Source organism: Bacillus sp. FSL R10-2201, from assembly GCF_038008665.1.
GTDB lineage: Bacteria > Bacillota > Bacilli > Bacillales > Bacillaceae_G > Bacillus_A > Bacillus_A mycoides.
This window is the reverse complement of the sequence record NZ_JBBOZP010000001.1, coordinates 4,239,025-4,259,566: the sequence shown is the minus strand read 5'-3', so window position 1 is coordinate 4,259,566 and position 20,542 is coordinate 4,239,025. Positions and strand designations below refer to the sequence as shown.

At 37.2% G+C, this 20,542-nt stretch carries 21 protein-coding genes and 2 other annotated features; all 21 genes read left to right on the top strand.

Annotation, left to right across the window (positions count from 1 at the left end; all coding sequences use genetic code 11):
* The first annotated feature begins 53 nt into the window (after nucleotides 1-53).
* Nucleotides 54-1,079: a spore coat protein YsxE gene (gene ysxE / locus NSQ69_RS22010; protein ID WP_341099671.1), complete on the top strand. Its 1,026-nt coding sequence runs from the start codon at nucleotides 54-56 to the stop codon at nucleotides 1,077-1,079.
* Between the two features lie 134 nt (nucleotides 1,080-1,213).
* Nucleotides 1,214-1,445 (top strand) — a binding site (T-box leader).
* A gap of 38 nt (nucleotides 1,446-1,483) precedes the next feature.
* Complete coding sequence (locus NSQ69_RS22005) at nucleotides 1,484-4,129, top strand: valine--tRNA ligase (RefSeq protein ID WP_002129263.1); 2,646 nt, start codon at nucleotides 1,484-1,486, stop codon at nucleotides 4,127-4,129.
* Nucleotides 4,130-4,223: 94 nt separating this feature from the next.
* A complete protein-coding gene (locus NSQ69_RS22000) occupies nucleotides 4,224-5,525 on the top strand; it encodes a bifunctional folylpolyglutamate synthase/dihydrofolate synthase (RefSeq protein WP_002129261.1) in 1,302 nt (433 codons plus the stop codon).
* Between the two features lie 164 nt (nucleotides 5,526-5,689).
* On the top strand, nucleotides 5,690-6,652 hold the full coding sequence (locus NSQ69_RS21995; protein ID WP_002129259.1) for a hypothetical protein: 963 nt from the start codon (nucleotides 5,690-5,692) through the stop codon (nucleotides 6,650-6,652).
* A 219-nt stretch (nucleotides 6,653-6,871) separates the two neighbouring features.
* Nucleotides 6,872-7,447 (top strand): Maf family protein, encoded by a 576-nt coding sequence (locus NSQ69_RS21990; RefSeq protein ID WP_002129258.1) that lies wholly within the window; start codon nucleotides 6,872-6,874, stop codon nucleotides 7,445-7,447.
* Between the two features lie 51 nt (nucleotides 7,448-7,498).
* Nucleotides 7,499-8,176, top strand: a complete 678-nt coding sequence (gene radC / locus NSQ69_RS21985; protein WP_002015368.1) for a DNA repair protein RadC — start codon at nucleotides 7,499-7,501, stop codon at nucleotides 8,174-8,176.
* 158 nt (nucleotides 8,177-8,334) lie between these two features.
* Nucleotides 8,335-9,354: a cell shape-determining protein MreB gene (gene mreB / locus NSQ69_RS21980; RefSeq protein WP_002015369.1), complete on the top strand. Its 1,020-nt coding sequence runs from the start codon at nucleotides 8,335-8,337 to the stop codon at nucleotides 9,352-9,354.
* Nucleotides 9,355-9,395: 41 nt separating this feature from the next.
* A complete protein-coding gene (gene mreC / locus NSQ69_RS21975; RefSeq protein WP_002129256.1) occupies nucleotides 9,396-10,247 on the top strand; it encodes a rod shape-determining protein MreC in 852 nt (283 codons plus the stop codon).
* A 14-nt stretch (nucleotides 10,248-10,261) separates the two neighbouring features.
* Nucleotides 10,262-10,807, top strand: a complete 546-nt coding sequence (gene mreD, locus NSQ69_RS21970; RefSeq protein ID WP_002015371.1) for a rod shape-determining protein MreD — start codon at nucleotides 10,262-10,264, stop codon at nucleotides 10,805-10,807.
* A 35-nt stretch (nucleotides 10,808-10,842) separates the two neighbouring features.
* Complete coding sequence (gene minC / locus NSQ69_RS21965; protein WP_002015372.1) at nucleotides 10,843-11,529, top strand: septum site-determining protein MinC; 687 nt, start codon at nucleotides 10,843-10,845, stop codon at nucleotides 11,527-11,529.
* 2 nt (nucleotides 11,530-11,531) lie between these two features.
* Nucleotides 11,532-12,329 (top strand): septum site-determining protein MinD, encoded by a 798-nt coding sequence (minD, locus tag NSQ69_RS21960; RefSeq protein ID WP_000503308.1) that lies wholly within the window; start codon nucleotides 11,532-11,534, stop codon nucleotides 12,327-12,329.
* A 133-nt stretch (nucleotides 12,330-12,462) separates the two neighbouring features.
* A complete protein-coding gene (locus NSQ69_RS21955; protein WP_002034147.1) occupies nucleotides 12,463-13,209 on the top strand; it encodes a M23 family metallopeptidase in 747 nt (248 codons plus the stop codon).
* Nucleotides 13,202-14,062 (top strand): M50 family metallopeptidase, encoded by an 861-nt coding sequence (locus tag NSQ69_RS21950; RefSeq protein ID WP_002088816.1) that lies wholly within the window; start codon nucleotides 13,202-13,204, stop codon nucleotides 14,060-14,062. Before NSQ69_RS21955 ends, NSQ69_RS21950 begins: the two co-directional genes overlap by 8 nt.
* A gap of 42 nt (nucleotides 14,063-14,104) precedes the next feature.
* Complete coding sequence (locus NSQ69_RS21945) at nucleotides 14,105-15,514, top strand: Rne/Rng family ribonuclease (RefSeq protein ID WP_002015376.1); 1,410 nt, start codon at nucleotides 14,105-14,107, stop codon at nucleotides 15,512-15,514.
* A 77-nt stretch (nucleotides 15,515-15,591) separates the two neighbouring features.
* Nucleotides 15,592-15,670 (top strand) — a sequence feature (ribosomal protein L21 leader region).
* A 14-nt stretch (nucleotides 15,671-15,684) separates the two neighbouring features.
* On the top strand, nucleotides 15,685-15,993 hold the full coding sequence (gene rplU / locus NSQ69_RS21940) for a 50S ribosomal protein L21 (protein WP_000270907.1): 309 nt from the start codon (nucleotides 15,685-15,687) through the stop codon (nucleotides 15,991-15,993).
* 11 nt (nucleotides 15,994-16,004) lie between these two features.
* Complete coding sequence (locus NSQ69_RS21935) at nucleotides 16,005-16,349, top strand: ribosomal-processing cysteine protease Prp (protein ID WP_002184913.1); 345 nt, start codon at nucleotides 16,005-16,007, stop codon at nucleotides 16,347-16,349.
* Nucleotides 16,350-16,352: 3 nt separating this feature from the next.
* Nucleotides 16,353-16,643 carry a 50S ribosomal protein L27 gene (gene rpmA / locus NSQ69_RS21930; protein ID WP_000944957.1) on the top strand — a complete coding sequence of 97 codons (291 nt, stop codon included), beginning with the start codon at nucleotides 16,353-16,355 and terminating at the stop codon, nucleotides 16,641-16,643.
* A gap of 63 nt (nucleotides 16,644-16,706) precedes the next feature.
* Nucleotides 16,707-17,255, top strand: a complete 549-nt coding sequence (locus tag NSQ69_RS21925; protein ID WP_002015377.1) for a sporulation initiation phosphotransferase B — start codon at nucleotides 16,707-16,709, stop codon at nucleotides 17,253-17,255.
* Nucleotides 17,255-18,538 (top strand): GTPase ObgE, encoded by a 1,284-nt coding sequence (obgE, locus tag NSQ69_RS21920; RefSeq protein ID WP_002015378.1) that lies wholly within the window; start codon nucleotides 17,255-17,257, stop codon nucleotides 18,536-18,538. Before NSQ69_RS21925 ends, obgE begins: the two co-directional genes overlap by 1 nt.
* A gap of 172 nt (nucleotides 18,539-18,710) precedes the next feature.
* A complete protein-coding gene (locus tag NSQ69_RS21915) occupies nucleotides 18,711-19,418 on the top strand; it encodes a response regulator transcription factor (protein WP_002034150.1) in 708 nt (235 codons plus the stop codon).
* On the top strand, nucleotides 19,408-20,490 hold the full coding sequence (locus NSQ69_RS21910) for a HAMP domain-containing histidine kinase (protein WP_341099670.1): 1,083 nt from the start codon (nucleotides 19,408-19,410) through the stop codon (nucleotides 20,488-20,490). Before NSQ69_RS21915 ends, NSQ69_RS21910 begins: the two co-directional genes overlap by 11 nt.
* Nucleotides 20,491-20,542 lie beyond the last annotated feature (52 nt).

The window sequence follows — 20,542 nt, the reverse complement described above, 5'->3', positions numbered from 1 at the left end:
CACCTCTTTTCTTCTCCTAGAAGCTATGTTTTGAATAAGAAAGGGTTATTCGTATGGATATTGAATTACGAAATCGCTATGAACCCATTGTGAGGCAATATAGATTGGACACTCAGCATATGGAAGAGCACGGAAGTGTAATGAAAATTTATACGAATCAAGGTCCGTATGCGTTAAAGAAAATACAAGATAGAAAATTAGAGCGGAATAATTTTTTACACCATATTCAATATTTGAAGGAGAAAGGTTTTTCGAATTATGTACCTATCTATCACACGACGGACGGGAATTATGTTTTAAGTGATGGGGCGTATAGCTATTATTTAATGCCTTGGTTAGAACGTGCGGAAGGAAATGGCGAAGATAATGATCAATACCATAAGATGTTTCAAACGCTCGGGACGTTGCATCAAAAAACGGTGAAAGAGGAGACTTATACAGAAGAAGATTTAAAAAAACATTATACAAATATATCCGACCGTTGGGAAAATGATGGTGAGATATTAGAAGAGTTTCTTGTAGAATCAGAAGCGAAGTGGTATATGTCTCCATTTGAATTACAATATTGTACGTATTATCACCACGCTATGAGAGCACGTGAGTTCGCAACGAAACAATTAAGTGAATGGCATGATGCAATGAAAGAAAAGGAAAAAACACGTACTACTTTCGTTCATGGAAATGTATCGCTTAATCACTTTTTATTTGATTATGAACGAAACGGTTATTTTATTAGTTTAGAAAAGTCTCAGTTTGCTACACCGGTACAGGATATCGTCAGCTTTTATTCAAGGTCTTTGAACACATATCCAATTGCGCGGAGCGACCGCTTTGAATGGTATCAAATGTATCAAAAAAATTTTCCATTTACGAAAGAGGAGCAGCTTCTTATGTTTGCGTATATGACGTACCCGTCGCATTTTATTCGGCAAATTCAGTCGTATACGAAAAGAAGAAAGAGTCGTAATGAAGAAAATGAGCTTCGCGGGGTAAAAATTCTGCAGCAATCGCATTGGCTCATTAGTAATACAGAATATTTCCTTTCGCAATTACAAGCTGCCCAGCAAGGGAACGGATAAAGAAGATAAGTAGGGAGAACCCTGCTTATCTTTTTTTATTAGTTCCATAAAGAGATAAAAGCCGTAGTTTCAAATTTATCTTGACGAATAAGGTTTCGTTTTTTACACTATTGTATATAATAATTAACAATCACATAAATGCATTGAAGGGGAAGAGTATAACATGAAACGTCTTCAGAGAGGGGAACCATTGGCTGGGAGGTTCTCTAGATAGTTATGTTAGAAGGTAGCCCTGGAGCATCTTTTCTGAACGGAATGATTCTTATTAGGAAAAGACGGATTTGTCCGTTATCAAATTAAGAGTATAAGCAAATTCTGAATTTGTTTGTAAATAAAGGTGGTACCGCGATGTCCCTCGTCCTTTTTTGGATGAGGGGCATTTTTTATTTTAAGGAGGGAAAATAATGTCAAACACGGAAAATAATTTACCAACTAAATATGATCATATGTCCGTTGAAGAAGGCCTTTACAAGTGGTGGCTTGAAGGCAAATATTTCGAAGCAACAGGAGATGAGAAGAAACAACCATATACAATTGTAATTCCACCTCCGAACGTAACTGGTAAGTTACACTTAGGTCACGCTTGGGATACGACGCTTCAAGATATTTTAACTCGTACAAAGCGTATGCAAGGTTACGATGTATTATGGCTTCCAGGAATGGACCATGCTGGTATCGCAACGCAAGCGAAGGTAGAAGGAAAACTTCGTGAAGAAGGTATTTCACGTTACGATCTTGGTCGTGAGAAATTCCTTGAAAAAGCTTGGGAATGGAAAGAAGAATACGCTTCTCACATTCGTCAACAATGGGGAAAAGTTGGTTTAGGACTAGACTATTCTCGTGAACGCTTCACATTAGACGAAGGTTTATCTAACGCTGTTAATAAAGTATTCGTTCAATTATATGAAAAAGACTTAATTTATCGCGGTGAGTATATCATCAACTGGGATCCAGCAACACGCACAGCTCTTTCTGATATTGAAGTAATTCATAAAGAAGTTCAAGGTGCATTCTACCATATGAACTATCCGTTAACAGACGGTTCTGGTCACATTCGCCTTGCAACTACTCGTCCAGAAACAATGCTTGGTGATACAGCGGTAGCAGTTCATCCAGAAGATGATCGCTACAAACATTTAATCGGAAAAACAGTTACACTTCCAATCGTAGGCCGAGAGATTCCGATTATTGCTGATGAATACGTAGAAAAAGACTTCGGAACAGGCGTTGTGAAAATTACACCAGCTCATGACCCGAATGACTTTGAAGTAGGTAACCGTCATGACTTACCACGTATTTTAGTAATGAACGAAGATGGAACGATGAACGAAAAAGCTGGTAAGTATAACGGTATGGATCGTTTCGAATGCCGTAAAGAGTTAGTGAAAGACTTACAAGAAGCTGGCGTATTAGTAGAAATCGAGCCTCATATGCACTCAGTAGGTCATAGTGAGCGTAGCGGTGCAGTTGTTGAGCCTTATTTATCAACACAATGGTTCGTAAAAATGGCTCCACTTGCAGAAAAAGCGGTAGAACTTCAACAAAAAGAAGAAGAAAAAGTAACGTTCGTACCAGAGCGTTTTGAAAACACATACTTACGCTGGATGGAAAACATTCATGACTGGTGTATTTCTCGTCAATTATGGTGGGGACACCGCATTCCAGCTTGGTATCATAAAGAAACTGGTGAAGTATACGTAGGTACAGAAGCGCCAGCAGATCTTGAAAACTGGAATCAAGATAATGACGTGCTTGATACATGGTTCAGTTCAGCATTATGGCCATTCTCAACACTTGGCTGGCCGAATGAAGATGCAGCAGACTTTAAAAAGTTCTATTCAACAGATGCTTTAGTAACTGGTTATGATATCATCTTCTTCTGGGTATCTCGTATGATTTTCCAAGGTTTAGAGTTTACAGGAGAGCGTCCATTTAAAGATGTATTAATTCACGGTTTAGTTCGTGATGAGCAAGGACGTAAAATGAGTAAATCTCTTGGTAACGGTATTGATCCGATGGATGTTATCGAGAAGTACGGTGCAGATGCGATGCGTTACTTCTTATCAACAGGAAGTGCACCAGGTCAAGATTTACGTTTCAGCATGGAAAAAGTAGAATCTACTTGGAACTTCATTAATAAAATTTGGAACGCATCACGTTTCGTATTAATGAACATGGATGACATGAAGTATGAAGAAATCGATTTAACTGGTGAAAAATCAGTTGCAGATAAGTGGATTTTAACTCGCTTAAACGAAACAATCGAAAGTGTAACACGTAACATGGATAAATATGAGTTCGGTGAAGCTGGTCGTTCATTATACAACTTCATTTGGGATGATTTCTGTGACTGGTACATTGAGATGGCGAAACTTCCACTATACGGTGAAGATGAAGCAGCTAAGAAAACAACTCGTTCGATTTTAGCTTACGTATTAGACCAAACAATGCGTCTATTACATCCATTCATGCCATTTGTAACAGAGAAAATTTGGCAGCATTTACCGCATGAAGGCGAGTCTATTACAGTAGCGGCATGGCCAACAGTTCGCGAAGATTTACAAGATAAAGAAGCGGCAGCAGAAATGCACCTTCTAGTTGATATCATTCGCTCTGTTCGTAACATCCGTGCGGAAGTAAATACACCAATGAGCAAAAAAGTTCAAATGCAAATTAAAGCAAAAGACGAGGTAGTACTAGCTCAGCTTACGAAAAACAGTTCTTACATTGAGCGTTTCTGTAACCCAAGTGAACTAACAATTAAGATTGATTTACAAGCGCCAGAAAAAGCGATGACTGCAATCGTATCAGGTGCAGAGTTATTCTTACCGTTAGCTGATCTTATCAATCTTGATGAAGAGAAAGCGCGTCTTGAAAAAGAACTTGAGAAGTTCGATAAAGAAGTAGAACGTGTACAGAAGAAACTTTCAAACCAAGGATTCGTAGCGAAAGCTCCTGCAGAAGTTATTGACGGAGAGCGTGCGAAAGAGCAAGATTACCTAGAAAAACGCGAAGCGGTTCGTCAACGTCTAGCGGATCTTGAGAAATAAAAATGTTTTTCAGAGACTCACTATATTGGTGAGTCTCTTTTCTTTGCGTATAATAGAATTAAGAAGTTTGTCTTTTGAAAGGGGAATAGCAAACGTGATACATACATACGAAGAAGCGATAAACTGGATTCATAGCCGATTGAAATTTGGGATAAAACCAGGGCTAGAAAGAATGCAATGGATGTTAGAAGAACTCGGAAATCCAGAGCGTCATATAAAATGTGTTCATCTTGCCGGCACAAATGGAAAAGGTTCAACTTTAACATATATGCGCTACATGTTAGAAGGCGCGAAATATAAAGTAGGAACGTTTACATCGCCTTACATAGAAACATTCAATGAACGTATTAGTGTAAACGGAATACCGATTGCAGATGAAGAGATTGCGGAACTTGTAAATATGGTAAAGCCAGTCGTTGAAAAATTAGATGAGACGGACTTAGGAGAAGCGACTGAGTTTGAAATCATTACAGTAATGGCAATTTATTATTTCGGTAAAGTTAATTTCTGTGATGTTGTTTTATTTGAAACGGGGCTTGGGGGAAGATTTGATTCTACAAATGTTATTCATCCGGTTCTCACGATTATTACGAATATCGGCCACGATCATATGCATATTTTAGGCAATACACTAGGAGAAATTGCATATGAAAAGGCAGGGATTATTAAGTCTGGTGTTCCAGTTATTACTGGTGTGAAAAATGAAGAAGCATTGCAAGTAATTCAAAAGGTTGCTAAGGAAAATCATGCAAGCTTATATGAACTTGGAAAACAGTTTACAACACTACATAAACATTCTAATAAAGATGGGGAACACTTTGATTTTGATTGTCCATTTGCCTCGTTTGAAAATGTTCGGATTTCAATGAAAGGCATTCACCAAGTAGGCAATGCAGCACTAGCGCTTATGGCAGTAATGTATTTAAAAACATATTTATCATTTTTAATTAATGAAGAGGAGATGAAAGTTGGCTTACAAGAAGCATACTGGATTGGTCGATTTGAAAAGTTACAAAGTAATCCAGATATTATAATAGATGGTGCTCATAATCCAGAAGGTATTGAAAGTCTTGTAAAAACAGTAGAGGCACATTATAAAAAGAAGAATGTAATAGTTTTATTTACTGCTCTTGGTGACAAACAGTTACATAACATGGTAGGGCAATTAGAAAAAGTTGCTGATGAAATAATATTTACGACGTTTGCCTTTGATCGTGCCATTTCTGCTGACAAGCTTGCATCGTATTCACAACAAGAGTCAAAATTAGTTTTTGAAGATTGGAAAGAGGCAATTGATACAAAGGTTGACAGGATAGGAGAACATGATGTTTTTATCATAACAGGTTCTTTGTATTTCATTTCCGAAGTTAGAAAATATATTCGCGAGAAAAACTAGATAGTCTTTGCTATCTAGTTTTTTGTTCTACAAATGAAGTCAAATGCATACATATAAGATAATAATATAGGGTTATTTGACGAATTCCTCTGACAAATATCTCGTTTTTTTGTGGAATGAATATGATATGATGCGGACAATGACAAGAGGTGAGGTGTGAGTGTATGGACAAGCAATCACGAACGATCTCGGTGAAAGTAAATGGAACAGAAGCGAAGTATGAGGAAAAAAAGAAGGATGAGTTTGACTGGATGATAGCAGAAAGTGAGAGACCGAAAAATGTAGTTCCGTTTCAAAAAGCGAAATCAGTATCTATGGAAAAATATCGAAAGAAGTGGAGCAATACAATAATCGCAATCGTTGCAACTGCAATAATTATCGGTACTGCATTTGGGATGGGTATGATTCATTTATTAACTGGACAAGGGACGACAGGAGAAGGTAAGGTAACGGCTTCGAAGCAGACAGGTAATGAGGAACAAAAGGTGGGTGGAACGGCAGAACAAACACCAACACCGAAAGAGGAAAAACCAAAGGCACAGGTAGGAACGTCATTAGAACCAATGAAACTATTTTTCGTTCAAGGAGGGCTTTATTCCTCTGAAGAAAAAGGACAGGCTGCTATTGAAGAGTGGAAAAGTAATGGGGGCGTGGCTACTTTGAAACCGAGTGGTGATAAGTATGCGTTAGTTGTTGCTATTACGAGCGATGAACAGGCTGTTAATCAATTAATAGATCAGTATAAGCAAGATGGTGTTTCAGTTTTGAAAAAAAATTGGGATATTACAGATAAAGCATTGCTCAAAAATGATAAAGAAGTAGGAATGTTTTTAGCGAAAGTGCAGCCATTATATACTCATTTAGCAAAATATGTGTCCAGCGTACAAACTAGTGGAAAAAGTAATCCAAAAGATATAGAAGCGATTCAAAAAGAGTGGAAAGCTATGGAAAAGGAAGGGAAGAGTATGAAGCGTGAAGATGCAAAGAAGCTTTATACGTATACGTCAATAGCGGTGCAAACGATTAAGGAAGGGAAGAGCGATAAGGAATCTGTAGCTAAATTAAATCAAGTTATTATTGATGGTATACTTTCGTATGAAAAAATGGTTTCACAAAAAGTGAAATAATAGGATAATGAAATGACGAAGAAAGAAGTACATATACTTCTTTCTTTTCTTTTGAATTTAGAACAAAGTGCTTTCTGTATGGGCAGCATATAATCGTATTTAAAAAGAACTATTATTTTGTTTAGAGAAAATGATATTTCTAGAATTTGTGGGGAAACTATTCCTTTGATACGATTGATTTGAATTATTCTGCTTCATGTGAGAAGGGAAGGAGAAAATATGAGGAAAATTATTTTAGCTTCAGGGTCACCTAGGAGGAAGGAACTGCTTGAATTAGCAGATGTGCCATTTGAAATCGTTGTTAGTGAAGTAGAAGAGACGATTGGTGCATATTCATCACCTTCTGATATTGTTATGTCGCTTGCTTTGCAAAAAGCATCTGCTGTGGCAGAAAACCATAGTAATCACGTTGTACTAGGTGCAGATACAATTGTTACATATGATTCGCGTATTCTTGGAAAGCCGTCTAATGAGGCTGAGGCGAAAGAAATGTTACGATTATTATCGGGGAAAACACACGAAGTATACACAGGTGTTGCAATTATATCGAAAGAAAAAACGGTAACTTTTTATGAACGTACAGAAGTAACATTTTGGGGATTAACAGAAGAGGAAATAGACGTATACGTTGCATCGAAGGAACCACTTGATAAAGCAGGGAGCTATGGAATTCAAGGTAAAGGGTCTATTTTTGTTCAACATATTCAAGGGGACTACTACAGTGTAGTTGGCTTGCCAATTGCGCGTCTTGTCCGTGAATTAAAACAGTTTGATAGCGATGTAACCCATGCGTAAAATTGCATGGGGTTTTCTTTAGGAGAAATCGTAAAAAAAAGGGGTGGAGAGATGAACGGTATTCGTGATGTTGTGAGAGAAGAACAGCCACGGGAGCGTTTATTGTTAGAAGGAGCAGGAAGTTTATCGAATCGAGAACTTCTTGCAGTTTTACTCAGAACGGGTTCTAAAGAAGAAACGGTGTTAACGTTATCAGATAATATTCTCCATCATTTTGACGGCTTACGAATGTTAAAGGATGCAACGTTAGAAGAGATGATGAGCATTCATGGTGTTGGGATTGCAAAGGCGTCGCAGCTTATGGCTGCTTTTGAATTAGGTAGAAGAATGGTACGTTTAGAATATCAAAATAGATATAGTATTCGAAGTCCAGAAGATTGTGCGAGTTATATGATGGAAGAGATGCGTTTTTTGCAACAGGAGCATTTTGTTTGTTTATATTTGAATACGAAAAATCAAGTTATACATAGGCAAACTATTTTTATTGGAAGTTTAAATACGTCGATTGTGCACCCAAGGGAAGTTTTTAAAGAAGCGTTCCGTCGGGCAGCAGCCTCTATTATATGTCTTCATAACCATCCCTCAGGAGATCCGGCGCCGAGCCGTGAAGATATTGAAGTTACAAAACGATTAGTAGAATGTGGTCGAATTATCGGAATTGAAGTACTTGATCATATCATAATAGGTGACCATAAATTCGTGAGTTTAAAGGAAAAAGGTCATATTTAAGACTATTCTTTTTACTTATTTTGTTTTATAATGTGATTTATGAGTTTTTTGTAGAAAATTATCTACAAAAAGGATGCAGATATAAAAAAACGTACTGTTTTTATAAATATAAAGTAAGAAAAATGAGTCCGTGAAAATAAGAAGGGAAGATAAATGATATGTTTGGATTTGGTGGATTTACTCGCGATCTTGGAATAGACTTAGGAACAGCGAATACGCTTGTATATGTGAAAGGGAAAGGTGTAGTTTTACGTGAACCTTCAGTAGTAGCATTACAAACTGATACGAAACAAATCGTTGCGGTAGGTAGCGATGCAAAACAAATGATTGGTCGTACACCAGGAAACGTAGTGGCACTTCGCCCTATGAAAGATGGTGTAATTGCTGATTACGAAACAACAGCAATAATGATGAAATACTACATTCAACAAGCTCAAAAATCAAATGGATTCTTCTCACGTAAACCATACGTAATGGTATGTGTACCATCTGGTATTACAGCTGTAGAAAGACGTGCAGTAATCGATGCGACTCGTCAAGCTGGTGCTCGTGATGCTTATCCAATCGAAGAGCCATTTGCAGCAGCAATTGGTGCAAACTTACCTGTTTGGGAGCCGACTGGTAGTATGGTTGTTGATATCGGTGGTGGTACAACAGAAGTTGCAATTATTTCTTTAGGTGGTATTGTAACAAGTCAATCAGTTCGTGTTGCTGGTGATGATATGGACGATTCAATCATTCAGTACATTAAGAAAAGCTACAACTTAATGATTGGTGAAAGAACAGCAGAAGCACTAAAATTAGAAATCGGTTCTGCAGGCGAGCCAGAAGGTATTGAGCCTATGGAAATTCGCGGTCGTGATTTAGTAAGTGGTTTACCGAAAACAGTACTAATTCAACCAGAAGAAATTGCAGATGCATTAAAAGATACAGTAGATGCAATTGTAGAATCAGTTAAAAATACGTTAGAAAAAACTCCACCTGAATTAGCAGCGGATATTATGGACCGCGGTATCGTATTAACGGGTGGCGGGGCATTACTACGTAACTTAGATAAAGTTATTAGTGAAGAAACAAATATGCCAGTTCTTGTTGCAGAGGATCCATTAGATTGCGTAGCAATTGGAACGGGTAAAGCATTAGACAATATCGACCTTTTCAAAACTGCTGCTCGATAATATTGCAAAATAAAAATCAATGAAATTAAGAGGGTGTGAACGTGCCACAGTTTTTCTTAAACAAAAGATTAATTGTTTTGTTAGTTAGTATTATTCTTCTCGTGGCATTGATTGGAATCTCATTGAAAGAACGGAACAGTTTATCATGGCCAGAGCAGTTTATAAAAGATACTGTCGGTGTTGTAGAACGTGTATTCCAAAAGCCAGCGAATTATGTTGCCGGATTCTTCGAGAATGTAGAAGATGTAAAGCGCACGTATGAAGAGAATAAAAAGCTGAAAGCAAAATTAGATTCTACCGCAGATTTATCTGCCGTAGTGAAAAATTTAGACGATGAGAATAAAAAACTACGAGAATTAACTGGTAAAGAAAAGTCCCGTGGTGATTATACGGAAGTACAAGCTAGTGTGGTTTCTCGTAATCCCGATAAATGGTACGATTTAGTTGGAATTGATAAAGGAGCACAGCAAGGGATCAAAAAAGATATGGCTGTTGTAACTCCGAAAGGTTTAGTTGGACGCGTAAAAAGTGTATCTCAGTTTACATCGTCAGTAGAGTTGTTAAGTTCGATGAGCCGAACAAACCGTGTTTCTGCTATTGTACAAGGACAAGAAAATATCTTTGGATTAATTGAAGGTTACGATAAAGAAAAACAACTACTTCTTTTCACAAAGATTAGCTCTGATGCAGAGGTACAAAAAGATCAACTAGTTGTAACATCTGGACTTGGTGATATCTTCCCTAAAGGTCTTGCGATTGGGAAAATTGTTGATGTTCAGCCAGATCCATACGGTTTAACAAAAACGGCTTATGTAAAACCATCCGCTGATTTGAATGATGTAGAGCATATTATAGTTGCAAAACGTGATATGCCTACAGCGCCGTTAGAATAGGAGGGAGAGAAGAGATGATGACGATTTTAAAAAGAGCAGCTCTTCCTCTTTTGCTCCTTTTTGTTTTTTTATTTGAAAATATGTTCTCTACTGTTGTTCCAACAGACGTCTTTTGGAAAGGCAGTATAGCAGCACCGCATTTCTTTATAATTGTGTTATGTTTTATTACAGTGTACTATAGTCCGGTTCAAGGGATTTACTACGGACTATTATTTGGTTTCTTATTTGATACCGTATACACGGAACTTGTCGGTATATATATATTTGCTTATCCGATTTTAGCTTATTTAGTTTATAGTGTGATGAAAGTATTACAATTGAATTTATTTATTGTCGCTTCTATCGTACTGGCTGGCATTGCAGCATTAGAGTATTATGTGTATGGGTTTTTAACTTTGTTAGGACGTACTCACATGTCAGCATCTGTCTTTTTCACAGATCGTCTCCTTGCTACTTTATTGCTAAATGGAATTTTCTTATTAATAGTTTGTTTCCCACTGAGACGATATTTAGTGCGTCTTTCAAAAGCGATAGAAGAAAAAGAAAAAAGGATTTTCTAATTTTATGTCGAATTGAATCGGTGGGGTGAACTTTAGTGGAAGAAAAAAAGCAACAAAATGTAACGATAAAAGGGACAAAAGATGGAATAACACTTCATTTAGATGATTGCTGTTCATTCTCTGAGCTACTAAAAGAATTGGATGAAAAGCTTTCTACACATTACTATGAGAGTGACGGACGTTCTTTAATTGAAGTGCGTGTTAAAGTAGGAAATCGCTATTTAACAGAAGTACAACAAGAAGAGATTCGTACGTTAATTCGCAATAAGAAGAACCTTGTTGTAGAATCAATCGAAAGTGATGTTATAACAAAAGCAGAAGCAATAGCTTGGAAAGAAGAAACAGAAATTGTCCCTATTTCCAAAATTGTTCGCTCTGGACAAGTGTTACATGTAAAAGGCAATTTATTATTAATTGGAGATGTTAATCCAGGCGGAACGGTTATCGCTGGGGGGAATATTTTTGTCTTGGGATCATTAAGAGGAATTGCACATGCGGGGTATGATGGAGATTCAGAAGCTGTTATTGCTGCATCTATTATGAACCCTATGCAACTCCGAATTAGTGATGTGACAATGCGGGCTCCGGAAGAGAAAGAAGACGGAGCAGAGGCGGCAGAATGTGCGTACATTAATGAGAATAATCACATTGTTGTCGATCGCCTGCAACTTCTCACTCATCTTAGACCTAATTTAACAAAGTTAGAAAGGGGAATTGTATAGCTGTGGGAGAGGCAATAGTAATTACATCTGGAAAAGGCGGAGTAGGTAAAACTACAACGTCTGCGAACATTGGTACAGCCCTTGCGTTATCTGGAAAAAAAGTGTGTTTAATTGATACAGATATCGGTTTACGCAATTTAGACGTAGTAATGGGGCTAGAAAATCGTATTGTATTTGATCTTGTTGATGTCGTTGAAGGGCGTTGTCGTTTACCTCAGGCTCTTATTAAAGATAAGCGTTTTGATGATCTTTATTTATTACCTGCAGCACAAACGAGCGATAAATCGGCGGTAACACCTGAACAAATGGATGAATTAATACAAGTATTACGTCAAGATTATGATTACATATTAATTGATTGTCCTGCGGGGATTGAGCAGGGGTTTAAAAATGCAGTAGCAGGTGCGGATAAAGCAATCGTTGTAACAACACCAGAAGTATCCTCAATGCGTGATGCGGATCGTATTATCGGGCTTTTAGAGAAAGAGGATATTGAACCACCGAAACTTGTAATTAACCGTGTGCGTAGTCATATGCTTCATGAACAGGATATGTTAGACGTTGATGAAATTGTACGTACACTGTCAATCGAGCTTCTTGGCGTTGTCGAGGATGATGATGAAGTTATTCGTGCTACGAATACAGGTGAACCTGTAGCGCTGCAACCTAGCGGGAAAGCAGCAATAGCTTATCGTAATATTGCAAGACGCTTGTTAGGTGAGAATGTACCATTACAAGCATTTGAACAAGAAAAAGTATCGGTATTTACAAAGATGAAAAATTTCTTTGGAATCCGTTAAAAGCACTTCGCATAAATGCGGAGTGCTTTCTTTTTTCTTCGCATGAATATCTTCCTTCTATAACTCATACATATGTACAAACTGTATATAACTGTTTCTATTTGAATAAGGCTAACGAAAGAAAGGAGACAGTATGAAGAATAGACGTGTGGAAGAAATTAAAAAGCGGATTGCGAAAAGGAAAGCAGAGCAAGAATTGCTAGAAGAAGAGCAGTATTTTGCGGGAGGAGATTTTGATAGCGAAACGGTCTTTATTGAAGAGGGGGAGAAGGAAATTCATCCTCTATTTCGAAAAGAAGTTTTTCTCTTCAAAGTTTTGCTATCAGCAATATTAGTTCTTTCGGTTGCTATTTTATTTAAGAACGCACCTTCTTCTTTTGATGGTACTAGAGCTGTTACAGAAAAAGTTATGCAAGAAGAATTTCAATTTGCTACTATATCGAAATGGTATGAAAATCAGTTTGGAAAACCTCTCGTGTTCTTTTCTCCAAATGAGAAAAAAGAAGAGGCTATTCAGCAAAAGGATTATGCGATTCCTGCCTCTGGAAAGGTGATGCAAGGATTTCAAAAAAACGGCCAGGGTGTATTTGTTCAAACGGCTACAAATGCAACGGTGGAGTCAGTAAATGAAGGTATAGTTGTTTTTGCGGGCAAGAAAGAGGAACTTGGAAATACAGTTCAAATTCAGCACGCTGATGGTACGGAGTCATGGTATGCAAATTTAAATGATATGTCAGTAAAATTATATGATTACGTTTCAAAGAAACAAAAAATTGGAATAGTGAGTAATGATGAAAATAATAAAAATGGCAAATTTTATTTTGCAATAAAAAAGAATGAAAAATTTATTGATCCAATTCAGGTGATTTCATTTGATTAAATATAGGGATGTTTTCACGAAAATTTCTGTGCATCCGTTGTTTTGGGTTATTATTGTCATTGGTATTTTTACAGCACGTTTTAAAGAGTTACTATTACTATTTTGTATCGTTTTAGTTCATGAACTTGGGCATGCTTTTGCCGCAGCGTATTATAATTGGCGTATTAAACAAATTCAGCTTTTGCCGTTTGGTGGCGTAGTTGAGATGGAAGAACATGGGAATAAATCTTTAAAAGAAGAATTAATTGTCGTTATGGCGGGGCCAATTCAGCATATATGGATGATTGCGGTCGCTTACATTTTGTATAAAGCGGGCTGGGTAACTGACGATTTGTACCATTTCTTTGTATGGAATAATGTCATTATTTTAGGGTTTAATTTATTGCCTATTTGGCCACTTGATGGTGGAAAAGTATTATTTAATGTATTATCATATCGTTTTCCCTATTTACAAGCACATGAAAAGATGATGAAATTGTCATGTGTTTTTTTTAGTGTAATATTAGGATGGCAGTTACTTTGGAATAGTAATAACATTATGATGTGGGTATTACTCGTTTTTCTAGCGATTTCTTTATATCAAGAATGGAAACAAAGACGGTACGCATTTATGCGTTTTTTATTAGAGCGTTATTATGGGAATAAAAGAGATATTGAAAAAATAGCACCTATTGAGGTGAAAACGGAAGATCATTTATATACGATTTTCACAAAATTTCGCAGAGGATATAAACACTCTATTATCGTCCATGGAAAATATAAAGAGCATTACACATTGGACGAAAATGAATTGTTGTATGCGTATTTTGCTGAAAAACGAACAACCTCATCTGTTGAAGAATTAATTGGTTAGTGTTGACGACGACACTAACCTTTTATATTGTAAGGAAAAGAAATGAAAAGTGAGGAAAGAATTTTGAAGACGTTATATATTAACTACACTGGTTCGGAAAAGCGTGTTGCGATAGAAGAGAAACAAAAAATTGTAGAGCTTTTATGGAAACGGAATGAAGAGCAGGAGATTGTCGGACATATTTATGTTGGACGTATCGTAAGAACAATTGCTGGAATGAACGCAGCCTTTGTAAATATCGGATTAGAAAAACATGCATATCTTTCATTTGATGATGTACCATCTTCATATCGTATACATGAAGGACAGGCGATACTTGTACAAGTTGTGAAAGAGGCAATTGATACGAAGGGGCCAAAATTAACGGCGAAGATAGAAGTTACCGGAAAATATGTCGTTTACATGCCCTATGATGACATGCGCGCTGTTTCTCGGAAAATAAAAAATAATAAAAGAAGACAACAGTTACTGGGAATTGAAGTAGAAGGAACAGGTGGATACATTTTCCGTTCTGCTTCTGAAAAAGGAACGATCGATGAAATACAAGCTGAAATGCAAGGGTTGCAGCAGTTATATGAAGAGTTAAAAAGAAAAGAAGATCAAGGGAAGGCGCCCTTACTACTTCATCAACCAGCGACGTTTTTAGATCGTGTATTTCAGGAGAACCCAATTGAAACAATTGAAAAAATAGTTGTAGATACGAGAAGTATAGTAAAAGAATTAGAAGAAAAAGTAGGGAAAGAAAGAGTATCCTTTTATAATGAAAAATCTTCGATGTTTAACCACTTTGGAATAGATCGTGAAATCGAGAAAGCACTTCAAAAAATTGTGTGGCTACCAAATGGTGCCTATCTAATTGTAGAACAAATGGAGACGATGACTGTAATTGATGTGAATACAGGTAAATTTACTGGAAAACAAAATTTACAAGATACCGTATTTCGCACAAATGAAATGGCTGCTGAAGAGATTGCTCGTCAATTAAGACTTCGTGATATTGGCGGGATGATATTAATTGATTTTATTAATATGAAAAGACGGGAAGATAAAGAGAAGGTAAGAGAGCGTTTAATGATAGCTTTACAAGATGATCGCACATATACAAGAGTGCTTGGGTTTACAGAGTTAGGTATTTTAGAGATGACGCGTAAGCGCAAGAAACATTCGTTACGTGACGTATTATTAGAAGAGTGTGCGCCTTGTAAAGCGACAGGTTACGTTATATCTAATGAAACAATTGCGTATGAGCTAGAGAGAGAGCTTATTACTTATGGTAATATAGAGGATGAAGCTGTATTGATTGGTGCTTCAAAAAAAGTACAAAAACATTTTTCACAAAAAGAATTACAAAAAAATATTCCATTTGAAATTTATTTCAAAGATGATATTATCGAAAAGTACGCTATTATCCGCTTTGGAAGTAAGAAAGAAATTGTAGAACGGAAAAAATAGTTAGCAGAACATTCATTGACAATAGTCAATGAGTCATGGTAATATTTTTATGTTATAGTTTATAGCACCTAAACTGCTATATGCTACAACCGCACAAGACAGGTTCCCTAAAGACATTTTATGTCTACCTCGTTTTTGGCGAGTCTTAGTAATTAAGAGGAGGTGCAAGTATGTACGCAATTATCGAAACAGGTGGAAAACAAATTAAAGTTGAAGCTGGTCAAGCAATCTACATTGAAAAATTAGATGTTGAAGCTGGTGAAACTGTTACTTTTGACAAAGTTCTTTTCGTTGGTGGCGAAAACGTGAAAGTTGGTAGCCCAGTTGTAGAGGGTGCAACAGTTACTGCGAAAGTTGAAAAACAAGGTCGCGCTAAGAAAATCATCGTTTTCAAATACAAAGCGAAAAAGAACAATCGTAAGAAACAAGGTCATCGTCAACCTTACACTAAGCTAGTAGTTGAAGCTATCAACGCTTAATTCTGGTTAAGATGATTAAGATTACGATAAGTCGCACGAAACTAGGAAGTATCCGATCATTTAAAATGACTGGACATGCCAATTATGCGCCACATGGACAAGATCTTGTCTGTGCTGGAACTACAGCGGTTGTGTTTGGTTCTATAAATGCAGTGGAAGAACTTTGTAATGTGCAGGCAACTATTGAACTCGGAAGTGGTGGCGGATTCTTGACGTATGAATTGCCTAATGATTTAGACGTTCATACAGCAGAAAAAGCACAAATACTTTTAGAAGGATTGGTTGTTTCACTTAAGACGATTGAACTTGATTACGGAAAGTATATCCGTTTAATAGAAAAAGTGCAGGAGGTGTAACGTATGTTAAGATTAGATCTTCAGTTTTTCGCATCTAAGAAAGGTGTAGGTAGTACAAAGAACGGTCGTGACTCTCAGTCAAAACGTCTTGGTGCTAAACGCGCAGATGGTCAAACGGTTTCAGGTGGTTCAATTCTTTACCGTCAACGCGGTACAAAAATTTATCCAGGTGTTAACGTTGGTCGTGGTGGCGATGACACTTTATACGCGAAAGTTGACGGCGTAGTACGCTTTGAGCGTCTTGGTCGTGACCGCAAACAAGTGAGCGTATATCCTGTTGCTCAAGAAGCATAAGAACTCACGGAAAACTCTAACCTGAGTGCAGGTTAGAGTTTTTCTATATTAAGGGGTATCTAAATGAATGAAAAATGGACAATTATAGATGCGTTGAGCCACTCGAGACATGATTGGCTCAATCGTTTGCAGATGGTTAAAGGAAATCTTTCCCTTGGAAAAGTGGAAGAGATTCATAGGCTCATCGATCGTTTTGTCCAAGAAGCGAGACAAGAATCCAATCTGATGGGGCTATCAATGCCTTTATTTTCAGAGTGGATTTTAACATATAATTGGAAACAGCAACCGTGCTTATTGGAGTACGAAGTATTAGGGAAATTACATAACTTATCTCATCTAGATGAGACTGTATGTACATGGACGAATCAGTTTTTCTTAATGCTTCAGCATAGTTTAGACGTATATGTTGAAAATTATGTTTGTATCACAATTGAAAGTGACGCGGAGAATGCTCGTTTCTTTTTTGATTTTCGTGGAAAGCTAACGAATGTAGAAGAACTACAAACGTGGCTTGCGAACGAAAACAATAAATGGTATTCCATTTCTTATACAGTACGAGACGAAGAAGTCTCAGTTATATTACAACTAATCGAAAAAAGTGTGGTGAAATAATGTTTGTAGATCAGGTCAAGATATATGTAAAAGGCGGCGACGGTGGTAACGGAATGGTTGCGTATCGTCGTGAGAAGTATGTACCTAAAGGTGGCCCAGCAGGTGGCGACGGTGGTAAAGGTGCAGATGTTGTTTTTGTTGTTGAGGAAGGCTTACGTACATTAATGGACTTCCGCTACCAACGTCATTTCAAAGCTGATCGCGGTCAGCACGGAATGAGTAAAGGTCAGCACGGTCGTAAATCTGAAGATTTAATCGTAAAGGTTCCACCAGGAACAATAGTGAAAGATGAAAAAACAGGTGAAATTCTTGCCGATTTAGTAACGCATGAACAAACAGCTGTAATCGCAAGAGGTGGCCGTGGTGGCCGTGGTAATTCACGTTTCGCAACAGCGACGAACCCAGCGCCAGAAATCGCTGAGAACGGGGAACCAGGTCAAGAACGTGATGTCACGCTAGAACTTAAAGTGCTAGCAGATGTTGGACTTGTTGGATTCCCAAGTGTAGGTAAATCTACATTATTATCTGTTGTATCATCAGCACGTCCGAAAATTGCAGAATATCACTTTACAACAATCGTTCCGAATCTTGGTGTTGTTGAAACTGGTGATAACCGCAGCTTCGTTATGGCTGACCTTCCTGGACTAATTGAAGGCGCACACTCCGGCGTTGGACTTGGACACCAATTCTTACGTCATATCGAACGTACACGTGTAATTGTACACGTTATCGATATGTCTGGTTTAGAAGGACGTGAGCCATATGAAGATTATGTCACAATCAATAATGAACTAAAAGAATACAATATGCGTTTAACTGAGCGTCCACAAGTTGTTGTTGCAAACAAAATGGATATGCCAGATGCAGAAGAAAACTTACAAGCATTTAAAGAGAAATTGGGAGACGAAGTGAAAATTTTCCCAATCTCAGCTGTAACGAAACAAGGTGTTCGTGACTTACTATTTGAAGTAGCGAACTTATTAGAAACAACACCAGAATTCCCAATGTACGATGATGTAGAAGAATCTGAAGCAAGTGTAATGTACAAATTTGAATCTGAATCTAATTTTGAAATTACACGCGAAAGTGATGGCACATTTGTTATTTCTGGTTATGACATTGAGAAAACATTCAAGATGACAGACTTCTCACGTGATGAATCTGTACGCCGATTTGCTCGTCAAATGCGTGGAATGGGTATTGATGAAGCCCTTCGTGCACGTGGTGCAACAGACGGAGATATTGTGAAAATTCTTGAATATCAATTTGAATTTATCGATTAAGACTGCCGAAATATGGCGGTCTTTTTTTTTCGTTATTTGAGTCCAGTAAAAACCCAATTCATATAGGTGAACCATAAGTCGATATAGGAAAAAATCCCCATTGATTAAAGTTTCAATTTATAATAGAAAAAGGAGTGATTTTAGAAGAATATTTTATGGGGAGAAAAGGAATATGTATAAAATATTAATTGTAGAAGATGATGAAAAAATTGCAGAGATATTAGAGGAGCATTTAGAAAGGTATGGATATCAATCTTTCAGAGTGAGCGATTTACGGCATATAAAAGATGAGTTTGTAAAAGTAAGTCCTCATCTTGTGTTACTTGATATTAATTTACCATACTTTGATGGCTTCTACTGGTGCCGCCAAATCCGCACTGTATCGAATGCGCCGATTATTTTTGTTTCTGCAAGAACAGGGGAAATGGATCAAGTAATGGCGATTGAAAATGGCGGAGATGATTACATTACAAAGCCATTCCATTTAGATATCGTAATGGCAAAGGTGAAAAGTGCACTCCGCCGCGGGTATGGTGAGTATGCTTTGGCCGCGGAAAGTGACTGCTTAGGTGTTAATGGATTGTTATTATTCCCATCACAGCACACAGTAGAGTGGAAAGGTCAACAAACGGAACTTACAAAAAATGAGTTTTATTTATTAGAATGTTTAATGAAACAAGCAAATCAATACGTGACACGTGAAGAGCTGTTAGAGGCTTTATGGGATGAAGTAGCTTTTGTTGATGATAATACATTAACCGTGAATGTAAAGCGTGTAAGGAAGAAACTTGAGGAGTTAGGCATTAAAAATGCAATTGTCACAAAGCGTGGGTACGGTTATGCTCTTCTTACTGAGTGGGGCGAAGGGCATGAAGGTTAAAAATTACCTCATAGAACGTTTTTCCTTAATCCTTTCTTACATTATAAGCCTTTGTTTATTTGGACTCGTATTGCAGTTGCAAAGCCTTTTAGAAAAGCGTGCGCTGGACTGGAGTACATGGTTATACGGACTTTTATTAGGGACAGTTGTGTTTAGTTTATACCTTATTTACGATTACCGAAAACGAAGTGTGTTTTTAAAGAGGATAGAACAGTATATTGCCGGTGGACATACATTACATGACTCTTTACTTATCGATACTTCTTATACGTCAGAGCAAGAAATGGTTGTTGAAGCGTTTACGCTATTAAGGCAGCAATATATGAATGAAGTTCATAAGCAGCATGCAAAAGAGCAACAGCAAATGATTTTTATGAACCAGTGGATCCATCAAATGAAAACACCAGTATCCGTTATTGAATTATTGTTACAGAAATATGGTAAGGAGCACCGTGAAGCAAGGGGAACGATTGAAAGTATTCGTGAAGAAAATAACCGTATTTTAAATGGGTTAGATTTAGCGTTACATATGGCAAGGTTAGATCAATTTTCGAAAGACTATAAAGTAGAAGTAGTAAATGTTATAGAGGTCATTCGAGATATTATTAATGAAAATCGGAAGTCGTTCATTCAATCTTCTGTATTTCCGAAAATGATGTTTGAAGAAGAGACTTGTATGATTGCGTCTGATAGAAAGTGGCTTAGTATCGCGATGAGCCAAATTGTTGTGAATGCAATTAAGTATACAAAAATTTCAGAAGCAGAGAAAAAAGAAATTCAATTTCAAATTGAAGAGAAAGATCAAAAGGTGTTATTACATATTAAGGACAATGGAATTGGTATTCCTGAGCAAGATGTAAAGCGTATATTTGATCCGTTCTTTACGGGAATAAACGGCCGTAAAACAAGGGAAGCGACAGGTATGGGTTTATATATTACGAAGGAAATCTGCGGTAATTTACATCATGGAGTGTATGTACAATCAACTGAAGGGGAAGGAACAACAGTTACGTTCCAATTTGCAAAAGATGAAGAATATCATACATTAATGAGAAAAATGACAAAACTGTAAGATAACAAAACGTTTTGTAAGGGAAATCACTCGTTTCTTTTTCTTATTTTTC

What these genes read in the sequence shown, in the direction of transcription:
- obgE (WP_002015378.1), top strand. Translation starts at nt 17,255, where the DNA reads ATGTTTGTAGATCAGGTCAAGATATATGTAAAAGGCGGCGACGGTGGT.
- mreB (WP_002015369.1), top strand. Translation starts at nt 8,335, where the DNA reads ATGTTTGGATTTGGTGGATTTACTCGCGATCTTGGAATAGACTTAGGA.
- NSQ69_RS21915 (WP_002034150.1), top strand. Translation starts at nt 18,711, where the DNA reads ATGTATAAAATATTAATTGTAGAAGATGATGAAAAAATTGCAGAGATA.
- NSQ69_RS22005 (WP_002129263.1), top strand. Translation starts at nt 1,484, where the DNA reads ATGTCAAACACGGAAAATAATTTACCAACTAAATATGATCATATGTCC.
- NSQ69_RS21955 (WP_002034147.1), top strand. Translation starts at nt 12,463, where the DNA reads ATGAAGAATAGACGTGTGGAAGAAATTAAAAAGCGGATTGCGAAAAGG.
- NSQ69_RS21935 (WP_002184913.1), top strand. Translation starts at nt 16,005, where the DNA reads ATGATTAAGATTACGATAAGTCGCACGAAACTAGGAAGTATCCGATCA.
- NSQ69_RS21990 (WP_002129258.1), top strand. Translation starts at nt 6,872, where the DNA reads ATGAGGAAAATTATTTTAGCTTCAGGGTCACCTAGGAGGAAGGAACTG.
- rpmA (WP_000944957.1), top strand. Translation starts at nt 16,353, where the DNA reads ATGTTAAGATTAGATCTTCAGTTTTTCGCATCTAAGAAAGGTGTAGGT.
- ysxE (WP_341099671.1), top strand. Translation starts at nt 54, where the DNA reads ATGGATATTGAATTACGAAATCGCTATGAACCCATTGTGAGGCAATAT.
- NSQ69_RS21925 (WP_002015377.1), top strand. Translation starts at nt 16,707, where the DNA reads ATGAATGAAAAATGGACAATTATAGATGCGTTGAGCCACTCGAGACAT.
- NSQ69_RS21910 (WP_341099670.1), top strand. Translation starts at nt 19,408, where the DNA reads ATGAAGGTTAAAAATTACCTCATAGAACGTTTTTCCTTAATCCTTTCT.
- NSQ69_RS21945 (WP_002015376.1), top strand. Translation starts at nt 14,105, where the DNA reads ATGAAAAGTGAGGAAAGAATTTTGAAGACGTTATATATTAACTACACT.
- NSQ69_RS21995 (WP_002129259.1), top strand. Translation starts at nt 5,690, where the DNA reads ATGGACAAGCAATCACGAACGATCTCGGTGAAAGTAAATGGAACAGAA.
- mreD (WP_002015371.1), top strand. Translation starts at nt 10,262, where the DNA reads ATGATGACGATTTTAAAAAGAGCAGCTCTTCCTCTTTTGCTCCTTTTT.
- radC (WP_002015368.1), top strand. Translation starts at nt 7,499, where the DNA reads ATGAACGGTATTCGTGATGTTGTGAGAGAAGAACAGCCACGGGAGCGT.
- rplU (WP_000270907.1), top strand. Translation starts at nt 15,685, where the DNA reads ATGTACGCAATTATCGAAACAGGTGGAAAACAAATTAAAGTTGAAGCT.